The organism is Rhodococcus sp. JVH1, from assembly GCF_000280725.2.
In the GTDB taxonomy this organism is placed as follows: Bacteria; Actinomycetota; Actinomycetes; order Mycobacteriales; family Mycobacteriaceae; genus Rhodococcus_F; species Rhodococcus_F jostii_A.
In genome coordinates, this window is the sequence record NZ_CP166289.1 from 5,426,261 (window position 1) to 5,440,304 (window position 14,044).

General features: G+C 68.8%; 10 protein-coding genes. 9 read left to right on the forward strand and 1 reads right to left on the reverse strand.

The annotated features are described in order from the left end of the window. Positions 1-23 precede the first annotated feature (23 nt). From JVH1_RS25210 to JVH1_RS25250, 9 genes are read left to right on the forward strand one after another with little or no spacing between them, the layout of a single operon-like run. Positions 24-1,133, forward strand: coding sequence for a sugar ABC transporter substrate-binding protein (locus JVH1_RS25210; protein ID WP_237735130.1), 1,110 nt, complete (start codon positions 24-26; stop codon positions 1,131-1,133). 47 nt (positions 1,134-1,180) lie between these two features. After that, entirely contained in the window at positions 1,181-2,212 is a 1,032-nt protein-coding gene (locus JVH1_RS25215) for an ABC transporter permease (RefSeq protein ID WP_009475077.1), read from the forward strand. Next, complete coding sequence (locus JVH1_RS25220; RefSeq protein ID WP_009475076.1) at positions 2,209-3,726, forward strand: sugar ABC transporter ATP-binding protein; 1,518 nt, start codon at positions 2,209-2,211, stop codon at positions 3,724-3,726. Before JVH1_RS25215 ends, JVH1_RS25220 begins: the two co-directional genes overlap by 4 nt. A 44-nt stretch (positions 3,727-3,770) precedes the next feature. Then, positions 3,771-4,748, forward strand: coding sequence for an ABC transporter permease (locus JVH1_RS25225; RefSeq protein WP_043779017.1), 978 nt, complete (start codon positions 3,771-3,773; stop codon positions 4,746-4,748). Positions 4,749-4,782: 34 nt separating this feature from the next. Then, positions 4,783-5,901 carry a Zn-dependent alcohol dehydrogenase gene (locus JVH1_RS25230; RefSeq protein WP_009475074.1) on the forward strand — a complete coding sequence of 373 codons (1,119 nt, stop codon included), beginning with the start codon at positions 4,783-4,785 and terminating at the stop codon, positions 5,899-5,901. A 16-nt stretch (positions 5,902-5,917) separates the two neighbouring features. Beyond that, positions 5,918-7,429 (forward strand): aldehyde dehydrogenase family protein, encoded by a 1,512-nt coding sequence (locus tag JVH1_RS25235; RefSeq protein ID WP_009475073.1) that lies wholly within the window; start codon positions 5,918-5,920, stop codon positions 7,427-7,429. Further along, positions 7,426-9,027 (forward strand): GMC family oxidoreductase, encoded by a 1,602-nt coding sequence (locus tag JVH1_RS25240; protein WP_009475072.1) that lies wholly within the window; start codon positions 7,426-7,428, stop codon positions 9,025-9,027. Before JVH1_RS25235 ends, JVH1_RS25240 begins: the two co-directional genes overlap by 4 nt. 4 nt (positions 9,028-9,031) lie before the next feature. Next, a complete protein-coding gene (locus JVH1_RS25245) occupies positions 9,032-9,523 on the forward strand; it encodes a hypothetical protein (protein ID WP_009475071.1) in 492 nt (163 codons plus the stop codon). After that, positions 9,520-10,536 (forward strand): aldo/keto reductase, encoded by a 1,017-nt coding sequence (locus JVH1_RS25250; RefSeq protein ID WP_009475070.1) that lies wholly within the window; start codon positions 9,520-9,522, stop codon positions 10,534-10,536. Before JVH1_RS25245 ends, JVH1_RS25250 begins: the two co-directional genes overlap by 4 nt. Before the next feature lie 7 nt (positions 10,537-10,543). On the opposite strand, the gene JVH1_RS25255 is transcribed toward JVH1_RS25250, so the two are convergent. Beyond that, positions 10,544-14,041: a serine/threonine-protein kinase gene (locus JVH1_RS25255; RefSeq protein WP_009475069.1), complete on the reverse strand. Its 3,498-nt coding sequence runs from the start codon at positions 14,039-14,041 to the stop codon at positions 10,544-10,546. Positions 14,042-14,044: the final 3 nt, after the last annotated feature.

Below are 14,044 nucleotides of genomic sequence, written 5' to 3' on the forward strand. Positions count from 1 at the left end.
CTTTCTCAGAAAGTGGACGAACGATGACACGGACGCAACGATCAATCAGGGCGGCAGCCCGGGCCGTCGGCGTTGCCGCGGCAGTCTCCGTCATGGCGAGCTCCGCCATCGCCTGCTCGACGGGATCGGAACAGATCGAGCGGGACGGGGCAGCCGTCGACCGGGGCGACATGGTGATGGTCTCCGAGGTCCGGTCGCTGACCAACCCGTACGAGGCCGCGTGGGTGCAGGGCAGCCGTGCGTACGCCGAATCGCTGGGGATCGAATTGAAGGTGATCGTCTACGGCGGCGACTCGCAGAACGCGCTGTCGCAGTTGCAGTCGGTGCTCGCCGCAGGCAAGACCGTGCTGCTCAACATCAACCCGAACACGAGCGCCGACACCCCCGCGATCGTGCGCGCCGTGCAGAACAGCGGCGGGTGCGCGGTCACCCAGTGGAGCAAGCCGGCCGACCTCCACCCCTGGGACATCGGTAGCGGATGGGCGTCCTACGTCGCCTACGACGGCGTCCAGCAGGGAGCCGACACGGGCAAGGCCCTCGTCGATTCGCTCGGCGGCACTGGCGGCGTGATCGCGCTGCAGGGTTTGCTCGCCAACGAGATCAGCCAGACCCGGTTCCAGGGCTTCCAGCAGGCGATGGACGGACAGTCCGGCGTCACCCTGCTCGACGACCAGCCCGCCGACTTCGACCGCAACAAGGCCTACACCACCACACAGACCCTGCTCAACAAGTACGGCGACCAGGTGAACGGTATCTGGGCCGCAACGGATTCCATGGCACTGGGCGCTCTGCAGGCGGTGCGTGAGGCGGGCCGCGCGGGGGAGATCAAGATCGCCAGCGCCGCGGATGCCACCCCGGAAGGCCTGGGCGCCATCGTGAACGGGGAATTGCTCTCCACCTACACGACCGACCCCTACTTCAACGGCGCGATGGGACTCGCCATCTGCTACCAGGCCATGACCGGCGCACTCGACGTCGAGTCGCTGCCCCGGGAAAACCGCGAGTTCTTCGTCGACCAGTCGCTGATCACCGCGGCCAACGTCGACCAGTTCCTCGCCGTGCCGAGTGACGAGGAGATCGTGCGGTCCGTGCAGGATCCGTTCTCCCGCATCACCGGCCCGGTAGCCCGGTAGCCCCTGCCCTCGATTCACGAACCACACAATCTTCCGAAGGAGTGACGATGTCGACGACTGAAGTGACCGGGGAGGTGACGACCCCCGCAGAACCTGTTGCGCCCGTGCGCAGCACACGACCACGCGTTCGCCGGCTGCTCTCGACCGCCGGCCCGTTCGCCGCCCTGCTGGGACTGTGCGTCGTCTTCGCCGCGCTGGCTCCCGGCTTCGCGACGGCGAGCAACGCGATGGCGATCGTGGAGCAGGCCGCGATTCCCGTGGTCCTCGCGATGGGAGCCACGCTGGTGGTCCTGGTGGGCGGCGTGGACCTGTCGATCGAGGGCGTGATGGCGGCCAGCGGGCTGACGTTCGTCCTGCTCGCGGCGAACAGCGTCAACGGCAACGACCTGGGACTCCTCGCGGTCCTGCTGGCGCTGGGGGTCGGTCTGCTCTTCGGAGTGGTCAACGGCGTGCTGCACGTCCTCGTCCGGGTGCCGTCCTTCCTCGTCACACTGGGTACGTGGTTCGTCGGTCTCGGTGTCGCCACCGTGCTCTTCGGCACCGCCACCCCTCAGCTCGCCGACCCGTCGCTCGCGGCCTGGGCCGGCGGCCACTGGTTGGGGCTTCCCGTCGTCGTGGTGTTCGCGCTCGCCGCCGTGGCGATGACAGTGCTGCTGTGCAAGGGAACCCGGCTCGGCATGCACACCTACGCGATCGGCGGCGACGAGGCGACCAGCCGCCTGGCGGGCGTCCCGGTCGGGCGCACCAAGATCATCCTGTTCGCCGTGGCCGGACTGCTGTCCGGGCTCGGCGGAGTGCTGGCCACCATCCGGCTCGGCGTCGGCGACGTGAGCGTCGGATCGGGAAGCCTCTTCCTCACCCTGTCCGCGGTGGTCGTCGGAGGCACCCTGCTGAGCGGCGGTCGCGGCGGACCCCTGCATTCCCTCGTGGGTGTGCTGCTCCTCGTGGTCCTCGGCAACGGACTTCTCCTGTCGGGCGCCAGCCCGTACATCCAGCAGGGCGCGCAGGGTCTCATCATCGTGGTCGCGGTGATCGCCACCGGGTGGCCCGCCCGCAGTCGATTGAGGGTCGTGAAATGACATCTCTCCTGGAACTCCGCAATGTCACGAAGAAATTCGGACCCAACACCGTCCTCGACGACGTGAGCCTGTCCATCGCACCGAACGAGGTCGTGGGGCTGATCGGCGAGAACGGCGCCGGCAAGTCGACGCTGCTCAAGATCCTCGCGGGAGTCCACCGCCAGGACGGCGGCCGGATGGTGCTCGGCGGGCGCGACGTGAGCTTCGGAAGCCCGGCCGACGCCGCCGACCACGGGATCGGGGTGGTGCACCAGGAGCAGTCGCTGCTTCCGAACCTCACCGTCGGTCAGAACCTGATCCTCGGACACGAGGGCGACACCGCCCGAGCCGGGTTCCTCCGCCGACGCAGGATCAGGGCCCGCGCCCAGGAGATGTTGTCGGTGGTGGAGTCGACGGTCGATCCGGGCGCGCTCACCGAGACGCTCGGCTTCGCCCAGCGCCAGATGGTGGAGGTGGCGCGCGCCGTCGGCGGCAGGCAGGTGGAACACCCGCCGTTGCTCATCCTCGACGAACCGACGTCGGTGCTCGAACCCGAGGACGTCGAGGTGCTCCATCGCCGGGTCACCGCCCTCAAGGAACGCGGTTCCGTCATCTTCGTCTCCCACCGTCTCGACGAGGTTCTCCGCTTCTCCGATCGCGTGTACGTGCTGCGCGACGGCAAGGTGGTCGGTGAGCGGATCGCCTCGGCGGCAACAGAATCCGAGTTGTATCAGCTGATGATCGGCAAGGGTGCGGCCGAGGAGATCTACTCGTCGGAGCGCAAGCAGGCCGTCTCCCGGACGGGCACGCCGACTCTGTCGGTCCGCAACCTCACCTGCGGCGGCAAGGCGAAGGACGTGTCGCTGGACGTCCACGCCGGCGAGATCGTCTCGGTGGTCGGCGTGGTCGACTCCGGGCGCGAGGAGGTGGCCCGCGCCGTCTTCGGCGCCGTCCCCGTCGACTCCGGAACCGTCGAGATCGACGGACAGCGGTCGGCCCCCGGATCACCGGCGGACGCCGTGCGGTCCGGTGTCGCCTACGTTCCCGCCGAGCGTCGCGTCGAAGGCATGATCGCGGGAGCGACCGTCGCGCAGAACATCGCGACGGTGCATCCGGTGAAGGCAGGCGGTGGCCGGATCTCCTCGGGCGCCCGGGTGGAGGAGACCGCGCGCGGCTGGATCGAGAAACTCGGCATCCGGCCCGCCGACCCCGACGCCGACATCGCGCGACTGTCGGGCGGCAACCAGCAGAAGGCCGTGGTGGCCAAGTGGATCCTGGGCGACGGCCTGAAGGTACTGGTCCTCGACCACCCCACCCGCGGCCTCGACATCGGTGCGAAGGAAGACCTCTACGCCCTGTTCCGCGACCTCTCCGACAGGGGGGTGGCGATTCTGGTGCTCGCCGACACCCTGGACGAGGCGATCGGCCTCGGCCATCGCGTGATCGTGATGCGGGACGGCGAGATCACCGGCGCGTTCGACTCGCTCCCCGGAAACCCGCCCAGCAAACTCCAACTCCTCGAGAAGATGATGTGATCGCCGTGGCAACAAGAACTTCCACCGAGAGGACGTCCACCGAGATGCGCGCACCCGAGGGTGCGGCGCCGGCGGTGTCCCGGACGACGCGGGACCGGCTGCGGCTGGCCGGCCCGTCGGTCGTGCTGGTCGCGCTCGTCCTGCTCGTCGCTCTCGCCGAACCGAACTTCCTGTCGATGAACGCCCTCGCGGTGGTCTCGGCGCAGGCGGTCCCGATTCTGCTGCTCGGGCTGGGCCAGATGTTCGTCATCCTCACCGGCGGCATCGACCTGTCGGTGGCGGCGCTCGCGTCGCTCGCCACGGTGATCCTGGCAACGGCGATCGGCTCCCTCGGTCCGCTCGCCGTCGTCGTCACCCTCGTGGCGCTCACTCTGATCGGTGCGCTGACCGGTCTGCTGATCGTGTTCGGGCAGGTCCCGTCGTTCGTCGTCTCGCTCGGGGCGCTGGGGTTCTGGGGTGCGGTCGCGCTCGTGGCGTCCGGGTCGACCACCATCTACATCAGCGAAGGCTACGACGCGATCTTCTGGCTCAGTTCGTGGACGGTGCTCGGTCTCCCCATGGCGGTGTGGGCAGGTGTGGCGGCGGTGGCCGCCGTATTCTGCGCGATGCGGTTCTCGCCGCGGGGCAACGTCTTTCACCTCGTCGGACTGGGTGAGAAGGCCGCAATGATGAGCGGCGTCCGAACCCGGATCGTCCGGATCGGAGCATTCGCCCTGTCCGGATTCTTCGCGGGCGCAGCGGGTATCGTACTGTCGGCCCAGCAGCAGAGCGCCGCACCGCAACTCGCGGATTCGCTGCTCCTGCCTGCCATCGCGGCCGTGCTGGTCGGCGGCTGCGCCATCACCGGAGGAATCGGCGGAGCGTGGCGGGTGCTCGTCGGCGCCCTGGTGGTCACCGTTCTCCGGGTCGGCGGATCGGTGGCCGGCATCGACCCCAGTTTCCAGCAGATCGTGTACGGCGCGGTCGTCATCGTCGCGGTCGCCGTGACCCTCGACCGCAGCCGGCTCTCGATCATCAAGTAAGACTCTGTGTCAGTGTGAGATTCGAAGGAGAACGATGAGTACGACGGCACGCGGTGCGGTGATTTCCGAAGTGGGCGGCAAGTGGGAGGTCGACGATCTCGTCCTCGCGGAGCCCGGTCCCGGCGAGGTGCGGATCAAGGTGATGGCGTCCGGACTGTGTCACTCCGACGATCACCTCGTCACCGGTGACATCCCCAATACGCTGCCGCTGGTCGGCGGACACGAGGGTGCCGGTGTGATCGACGCGGTCGGGCCCGGTGTCACCCGGCTCGCCGTCGGCGATCACGTCGCCACCGCCTACCTCCCGGCCTGCGGAACTTGCGCCTGGTGCGCGCAGGGGATGCAATATATCTGCGACACGGGGGCCGGTATGGAGGCTGGTTTCATGCTCGACGGAACGGCGCGGTTCGCCACGCAGTCCGGGCGGCCGATCGGCGCCATGCAGCGCCTCGGCACGTTCGCGAACTACCTCGTCACCTCGCAGGCCCAGGCCGTCAAGATCGACGACGACGTCCCGTTCGACGTGGCCTGCCTCGTCTCGTGCGGGGTCGCCACCGGGTGGGGCTCCGCCGTGAACGGTGCAGGTGTCCGCCCCCGGGACACGACGCTGGTCGTCGGGGTCGGCGGTGTGGGGATCAACACGGTGCAGGGTGCCCACCACGCCGGTGCCGCGCACGTGGTCGCGGTCGATCCGGTCGCGTTCAAACGCGACCGGGCACTCGAACTCGGTGCCACCCACGCGTACGCGTCGATCGACGAGGCCATGCCGTTCGTCCGCTCGGTCACCAACGGGCAGGGAGCCGACAGCGCTGTCGTCACCGTCGGTGTGGTGGACGGACAGCTGATCGCCGACGCGTTCGGCGCCGTCCGCAAGGAGGGAACCGTCGCCGTCGTGTCGATCGGCCAGAACGAACCCGGGATCCCGATCAGCCCGCTCGAACTGGTGGTCTACGCCAAGCATCTGCGCGGGGTCCTGTTCGGCAACTGCAACCCCACCCGGGACATCCCGGCCCTGCTGGACTACTACAAGTCGGGACGACTGAAGCTGGACGAACTGATCACCCGGCGCTACAGCCTGGACCAGGTGAACGACGCATACGTGGACATGCACGCGGGGCTCAACCTGCGTGGTGTCCTGATCCACGAACACTGACGAGGAACTGCCAAAGATGTCGACAGTCGAAGCAACACAGATCCGTAGCTACGGACACTTCATCGGCGGGCGCAGCGTGCCCCCGTCGGAGAACATCATCGAACGGGTCAGCCCGGCCGACGGCCGCGTCGTCGCCACGTTCACCGCGGGCACCCGCGCCGACGCGGCCCTGGCCGTTGCGGTCGCGCGGGAGGCCTTCGACGACGGCGAGTGGCCGCACTGGACCGCGATGGAACGCGGCCGGGCGCTGCTGCGCTGCGCGGGGCTGATGCGCGAACACGAGGAGCGACTCGCCCGGATCGACGCCGAGGAGTCGGGCAAACCGATCACCCTGGCCCGCGGCGACGTCGGGGCGAGCATCGAGTTGTTCGTATACGCGGCGGCGCTGGCCATGACGATGCACGGTGAGGCGCACACGGCGCTCGGCGACGACTGCACCGCCCTGGTGGTCCGGGAGCCCGCCGGCGTGGTCGGCATGATCATCCCGTGGAACTTCCCACTGCTCCTGCTCGCGCAGAAGTTGCCGTTCGCGCTCGGCGCGGGCTGCACGGCCGTGGTGAAGCCGTCCGAGTTCACGTCCGGCACCGCCGTCGAGCTGGCCCGGTTGCTCAGCGAGTCCGGGGTTCCCGACGGCGTGGTGAACGTGGTGACGGGCGCGGGTGCCGAGGTCGGGGCTCCGCTCGCGGAGAGCAGCCTGGTCGACATCCTGTCGTTCACCGGGAGCACCGCCACCGGCAAGCGCATCGTCGAGGCCTCGGCGGGCAGCGTCAAGCGACTGTCGATGGAACTGGGTGGCAAGGCCGCCAGCGTCGTGTTCGACGACGCCGACCTCGACGACGCACTCGACGGCGTCCTGTTCGGTGTGTTCTTCAATCAGGGTGAGTGCTGCGTGTCGGGTGCCCGGCTCCTGGTCCAGGACTCGATCGCGGACGCCTTCCTCGCCCGCCTCGTCGAGGCCGCCGGCCGCATCACGGTGGGCGGACCGCTCGACGACGCGAGCGAACTGGGACCGATGATCGACGCCGGCCACCTGGAGAAGGTGCTCGGGCACATCGACGCGGCGCGGCGGGACGGCGCGACCGTCCTGACCGGCGGTGATCGGCTGGGCGGAGAGAGCTGGGGGAGCGGGCATTTCGTCGCTCCCACGATCCTCGACGGCGTGGCCGAGGAGTCCGCCGCCTTCCAGGAGGAGATCTTCGGTCCCGTGCTCACGGTCACCCGGTTCAGCGACGTCGACCACGCCATCCGGCTCGCCAACGCCACCGAATACGGACTCGCCGGGTCGATCTGGACCAAGAACATCGACAAGGCACTGCGGGTGGCGAAGGAGATGCGCAGCGGCCGCGTGTGGGTGAACACCACCATCGACGGCGCACCGCAGCTGCCCGCAGGCGGCATGAAGCAGAGCGGGTTCGGCCGCGAGATGGGGCAGGCCGGCTTCGACGAATTCACCGACGTCAAGACCATTCAGATCCGCACCGGACCGCGCAAGCGCGTGTTCCCGAACTGGACCGGAGGCAACCGATGAGTGCCACCTACGATTACGTCATCGCGGGCGGCGGCACCGCGGGCTGCGTGCTGGCCGGACGGCTGACCGAGGATCCGACGGTCCGGGTTCTCCTGCTCGAGGCCGGCGGCAACGACCGGCATCCGTTCATCCACGTGCCCGCAGGGTTCGCGAAACTCACTGCGAGCAAGTACGACTGGGGCTTCTCGAGCGTCCCCCAGAAACACTGCAACGACCGGGTCATTCCCCTCGCCCAGGGCAAGGTCATCGGCGGTGGCGGTTCGATCAACGCCCAGGTGTTCACCCGCGGCGCGCACGAGGACTACGACGAGTGGGCACTGAAATACGGCTGCGCGGGATGGTCGTTCGAGGAGATCCAGAAGTACTTCCTCCGGTCCGAGGACAACGAACGGCTGTCGGCGCCGTACCACGGCACCGACGGGCCGCTCGGCGTCTCCGATCCCATCAATCCTCATCCGCTGTCGAAGTCGTTCGTCCAGGCGGGTCAGGAATTCGGGCTGCCGTTCAACGGCGACTTCAACGGCGAGCACCAGTACGGTGTCGGCCTCTATCAGACGACCACCAAGAACGCCCGCCGGTGCAGCGCCGCCGTCGCGTACCTCGCACCCGCCAGGAAGCGACCCAACCTGACGGTGCGGGAGAACGTCGCCGTGTCGCGGGTTCTGCTCGACGGCGGACGCGCCACCGGGATCGAGGTGCTCACCCCGCACGGTGTGGAGACGTTCCGCGCGTCCCGCGAGGTGCTGGTCGCGGCGGGTGCGTTCGGATCGCCCAAGATCCTCCAGCTGTCGGGGATCGGGCATCCCGACGACCTTCGCGACGCGAACGTCGAGGTGGCCCATGCCCTTCCCGGTGTAGGCCGGAACCTGCACGATCACTGCGACCTCGACGTCATCTACGAACTCCGCGAGTACCAGAGCCTCGACCGCCTGAACCTCGTGCGTCCGGCCACGGCCAAGGCCGGACTCGAGTACGCGGCCTTCCGGCGGGGCCCGTTGGCGTCGACGGTCGTCGAGGCCGGTGGGTTCAGTTTCGGGCACGCGGGGGAGTCGATCCCGGATCTGCAATTCCACTTCCTGCCCGCAGCGGGCGTCGAGGCCGGTGTCGCCGCGGTCCGCCCGGGCTACGGCTGCACCCTGAACTCGTACTCGCTGCGGCCCGAGAGCCGGGGCTCGGTGAAGATCAGGTCGAACGACCCCACCGCCCCGCCGCTGATCGACCCGAACTTCCTCGCCACCGACTTCGACCTGGAGTCGAGCATCGAGGGGCTTCGGCAGAGCCGCGAGATCATGGCGCAGTCGTCGATGGCCCGGCACATCAAGGCGGAACATCTGGCCGGTGGTCTGTCGGTGAACACGAAGGACGACTACGTGAAGTTCGTTCGCGCGTACGGCCGTACCTCGTACCACCCGGTCGGCACGTGCGCGATGGGTGTCGGCGACGACGCCGTGGTCTCACCGGAACTGAAGGTGATGGGCATCGAGGGTCTGCGGGTGGTCGACTCGTCCGTCATGCCGCGCATCGTCAGTTCCAACACCCAGGCACCCACGGTGATGATCGCCGAGAAGGCGATCGATCTGATCCGTGGGGAAGGATGACCGGATGACCAATTTTTCCGGACTGACCGAGGACGTGGCTCGGGAGGCTGTCGAGCTGGCTCGGCCGTCGATCGAGAACCTCTCCCACGGATCTCCGGGGCATCTCGTCGTGCTCCGGCCAGGCATCGCCCCGTCTCCCGACGCGGAGTTGCCCGTCGTCTTCCGCTGCAGCTGGGGTGAGAAGAAGGACTGGGCCGGGCCGTACGACGCGATTGCCGAGTCGAAAGCGCGGATCAGCTGGACCACCGGTCTGCCGGCGCATGCCGTTCAGCAGCTGCATCCCTACCTCTACCAGCAGGGTTGGACCAAGTGGGGTGGTAGCGCGGTGGGCGAGGGCGGGCTGGTCGTGGCGTACAGCGGCGACAAGTGGTTCCACGACCAGTTCTATTCGGAGCTCGTCGTCGCGGCGATCACGGTCGTGTGCCACCGCGAGATGGACGCCGTGATGCGCGACCCGAGCACCCTGTTCCTCGGCACCGGAGGTGAGAACTCGTGAAGGTGAACGACACTCGGACGTTCGGGCGCGCCGGCTTCGACGTGACCCTGCTCGGCTACGGCGGTGCGCCCATCGGCAACATCTTCCGGCCGATCCCCGAGGAGGAGGCCCAGGGGCAGATCGCCGAGGCCTGGGACATGGGCGTGCGTTCGTTCGACACCGCGCCCATGTACGGGCACGGGCTGTCCGAGCACCGGGTGGGCCATGCACTGCTGACGAGGGACCGCGACGACTACGTGCTGTCCACGAAGGTGGGGCGCACGCTGACGCCCGCGCGCCGTGGGTCGTTCGACACCGGAATCTGGGTCGACACCCCGCCGTTCCGGGCCGACTTCGACTACTCGTACGACGCGGTCCTGCGGCAGGTGGAGGACAGCCTGCAGCGCATGTGCCAGGACAGATTCGACATCCTCTACGTGCACGACGTCGACAGGTACACGCACGGCGACGCCCAGCCCGCGCGGTTCGCGGAAGCGCTCGAGGGTGCGTTCCCCGCGCTGATCCGGTTGCGGGAGGAGGGCGTGGTCCGGGCGATCGGTGTCGGGGTCAACGAGGCCGACGTCTGCGTCGACACCCTCGAACGCGTCGATCTCGACTGCATCCTCCTCGCGGGGAGATACACACTACTCGAGCAGGATCCGGTGAAGGACCTGCTGCCGCTCGCGGTGGAGCGCGACGTCGCTATCGTCCTCGGCGGTGTGTTCAATTCGGGCATCCTCGCCACCGGTGCGGTGCCCGGCGCCAAGTTCAACTACCAGCCCGCACCCGAAGAGGTGCTGAGCCGGGTGCGCGACATCGAGACGTTCTGCGAGCGTCATCGGGTTCCGCTGGCGGCCGCTTCGATTCAGTTCGCGGCCGCGCATCCCGCGGTGCGGGAACTTTTGCTGGGCGCACGGAACTGCGAGCAGCTGCGGCAGAACGCGGCCTGGCTCGAACACCCGATCCCGGCCGAATTCTGGGATGACCTGCGCACCGCGGGACTGATCCTGGAGGGGGCGCCCACGCCGTCCTGACCGCGGGTCACATCGTGTACGGAGCCGTCGCGTTCTGTAGCTCCTCGAGAAAGTCGGAGGGCACCGTCGCCCAGTCCGGCCGCCACTCTCCGGCCAGCTGATCGGCCCGCAGATCCGCGACCAGCGCGACGACGAAGGGTCCACCGTCGGGAAGCACGCGGTGGAGTCCACGTGCCGCGCAGATGGAGGCGATGGAGGCGAGGGCCTGCTTCGCCTCGTCGTCGCGGCCCGCGGCGGCGAGGCACGCCACCCGGAGGCGTTCGGCCAGCAGGTGGGCGCGGTTGCGGCCGGTGCCGGCGAGCCGATCGGTCCACTCCTGCGCCCAGGTGCACGCCAGCTCGATGTTTTCGCGCGCCCCGGTGGCGAGCAGCATCCGAATCGCGGTGGTCTCCTCGACCTGCGCGACGATCTCGTCGATGCCCGACACCGGGCGCCGCCGGTCTTCGTGCCGGATCGGGTCCGGAGCCCCCAGCGAGGGATGCGGGGTGATGCCGAGCCGCCGGCGTTCGTTCTCGATGCGGGCCCGCAGGCGGGCGAGGGAGTAGGTCTCGGCTACCTCGAGTCCGGCGTGCAGGCGTGTCGTCGCCTCCTCACGGTCACCCCGCAGCGCCTTGACGTGAGCGCCGGTGACGAAGCGGGCGACCTTGAAGTCCACCCCACCGGTCTCGACGGGGAGCGTGTAACCGTCGTCGAGGAGACGTTCGGCTTCTTCGACGTCCCCGCGTTCGTAGAGCACCTCACCGAGCAGCGACCCCGCGAGCCGGGCGGACGGCGCTCGCGGCCCGCCCAGTTTCCGCCCGGCTCGGCGGGCCCGCCGGAAACGGTCGACGGCGTCGTCGATGTCGAGCTGCTCGTAGGATGCGACACCCAGATAGCTCTGACCGTGAACGACGTTGTGCGGTCCCGTGTTCCGCTCGTAATAGGGCCGGGCCACCTCCTGGATCCTGCGCACCTCCGCGAAGTCGAACCGGTACACGGCGGCGAACGTCGTGACGTTGAAAGCGGCGCACACCACCCACGGGGTCATGGCCTCCGGCCGCGCCAGGCAGTCGGCGGCGAGTGCGTCGATCCGGTCGCTGCGGTCGTTGCGCAGTTCGGCGACCGCACGGACGACGCCCGCCTCCGCCCGCAGATCCGCCGTGTCGCTCGCGCTCGCGCCGCTGTGTTCGAGTGCCCATTCGGCTCGCTCGAGCGCGCGTTCGGCGGCCATGGTCCGGTTCGCCATCGCATGCGCCCACGCCGTCGTGACCTGCAGCCGGGCACTCGCGGCGACGAGAGCCGGTGGCAGCTTGTCGACCACCGCCGACAACGTCGCCGCCTGGGACTGCTCGAGCAGTATCAGTCCGTCGGCCTCGACGAGTTCCACGGCGCGTTGCTCTTCGCCGCCGGCGATGGCGTGGTCGACGGCCTCGCGGAGCAGGCTGTGGTCGCAGAACCAGCGGGACGCGATGCGGTGCAGTTCCCGGACGCGGTCGGGTTGGTCGCGTTCGAGCCGGCGGCGCAGGAACTCCGCGAACAGGGTGTGGTAGCGGAACCACGTCCGCTCGTCGTCGATGTGGCGCAGGAACAGGTCCCGGTCCTCGGCGGCCTCGAGCATCGCCTGCCCACGCGCGGTGTGCGCGAGGGCGCCGGCGAGGCTGCCGCACGTGCGCTCGGTGATCGAGGTGGCCAGCAGGAAGTCGAGCATCTCGGGTTCGAGGGTGTCGAGGACGTTCTCGGCGAGAAATTCGCCGATCGCGTGGTGACGGCCGGACAGTCCGGCGATCAGCTCGGAGGGATCCGCTCGCCCGCGCAGCGACAGTGACGCCAGTTGGAGAGCCGCGACCCACCCGTCGGTGGAGTCGCGGAGCTCGGTGACGTCCTCGCTGTCGAGGGGCAGGCCACCGAGGTCGACGAGGAACGAGCGGGCTTCGGAATCGTCGAAACGCAGTTCCGAGTAGTCGATTTCGACGAGTTCGTCCTTGACGCGCATGCGGCTCATCGGCAACCCGGCCCTGGTTCGGCTCGTCACCACGACCTGCAGGTGGTGGCACCCGTTGTCGAGGAGGAACTCCAGGGCGGCGATCGTCGCGGGTTCGGACACGCGCTGCCAGTCGTCGATGATCAGGGCGATCCGTTCGCCGCTCTCGTGGATCTGGTTGACCAGTGAGGTGAGCACGTAGCGTTCGGCCTCGTCGTCGTGCTCCTCGAGGACCTGGCCGAGTTCCTCGGCCAGGTTGGGACGCACGCGGCGGATCGCCTCGATGAGGTGCGCGACGAACCAGACCACGTTGTCGTCGTCGTTGTCGACGGTGAGCCACGCGACGGCCACTCCCTCGTCGGCGAGGACGTTCCGCCACTGGGCGGCCAGGGTGCTCTTGCCGAATCCGGTGGGGCCGTGGATCACGGTCAGCAGGCGCCGGCGTCCGGCCCGCAGCAAATCGATCAGCCGGTTCCGGTCGACGAGCTGACGGGTCGCGGCCGGCGGCCGGAACCGGGTGGCCGGCGCGGGCGGCGGCGTCGACGGGTATCGCGCCCGTCCCGTCGTGGACGTGCGGAACGGACCGGAGATGGTCGAGACGGCCCCGTGTGCGGAATCCTCGACGTGGTGGACCCCGGCGTCGACGGGCATCGCCATCTCGTCCACGGCCAATCCGTGGTGGCGTTCGACCTCCCGCAGTTCGTCCCCGAACGCGGCGGCGGACGCGGGACGATCCTCCGGTTTACCGGACATCGCCCGCTGGATCACGGCGCTGAGGTCCTCGGGGAAACCCTCGGTCCGCAGGTCCGGGACGGGTTGGGTGGTGATGCGCAGGAACTGCGCGATCACCTCCTCGCCGTTGTGCCGTTCGAAGGCGGCGTGCCCGGTGATCGCGCTGAACAGGGTCGCACCGAGGCTGTACACGTCGGAGGCGGCGGTCGGGGTCCGCCCGGACAGCACCTCGGGAGCGGTGAACGCGGGGGAGCCGGTGACCGTGCCCGCCGTCGTCTCGAACGCCCCCGACATCCGCGCGATCCCGAAATCGGTGAGCTGCGGTTCGCCGTACTCCGTCAGGAGGATGTTTCCAGGTTTGACGTCCCGGTGGAGGATGCCCACCCGGTGCGCGGTTTCGAGCGCACCGGCAAGTTTCACCCCGACACGCAGGGCGTCGCTCCAGGGGATGGGCCCGCGCCTGCGGATCTGCGCGTCCAGCGAATCGTGGGGATGGTACTGCATCACGATGTACGGACGGCCGGTGTCGGTCGTCCCGACCTGCATGATGTTGACGATGTGCGGGTGGCCGCTCAGCCGGCCCATGGCGCGCTGCTCCCGCAGGAACCGCTCGAGGTTCTCGGCGTCGAGCGCCGCGGTGAGGACCTTGACCGCCACGGTTCGATCGAGTTCCGGTTGCGCACACCGATAGACCACCCCGAACCCACCGTGCCCGATCTCCCTGGCGTCCTCGAGACCGACTGCGGACAGCTCGGATATGAGGGTTTTCGACACAGACTCACGCTGGGTGGCGAGCGGGTCAAAATCGGTCATTCC

Bases quoted from the DNA above. Each gene is read 5' to 3' on its own strand.
- JVH1_RS25225 (WP_043779017.1), top strand. From the start codon at position 3,771: ATGCGCGCACCCGAGGGTGCGGCGCCGGCGGTGTCCCGGACGACGCGG.
- JVH1_RS25255 (WP_009475069.1), bottom strand. From the start codon at position 14,041: ATGACCGATTTTGACCCGCTCGCCACCCAGCGTGAGTCTGTGTCGAAA.
- JVH1_RS25240 (WP_009475072.1), top strand. From the start codon at position 7,426: ATGAGTGCCACCTACGATTACGTCATCGCGGGCGGCGGCACCGCGGGC.
- JVH1_RS25235 (WP_009475073.1), top strand. From the start codon at position 5,918: ATGTCGACAGTCGAAGCAACACAGATCCGTAGCTACGGACACTTCATC.
- JVH1_RS25210 (WP_237735130.1), top strand. From the start codon at position 24: ATGACACGGACGCAACGATCAATCAGGGCGGCAGCCCGGGCCGTCGGC.
- JVH1_RS25245 (WP_009475071.1), top strand. From the start codon at position 9,032: ATGACCAATTTTTCCGGACTGACCGAGGACGTGGCTCGGGAGGCTGTC.
- JVH1_RS25230 (WP_009475074.1), top strand. From the start codon at position 4,783: ATGAGTACGACGGCACGCGGTGCGGTGATTTCCGAAGTGGGCGGCAAG.
- JVH1_RS25215 (WP_009475077.1), top strand. From the start codon at position 1,181: ATGTCGACGACTGAAGTGACCGGGGAGGTGACGACCCCCGCAGAACCT.
- JVH1_RS25220 (WP_009475076.1), top strand. From the start codon at position 2,209: ATGACATCTCTCCTGGAACTCCGCAATGTCACGAAGAAATTCGGACCC.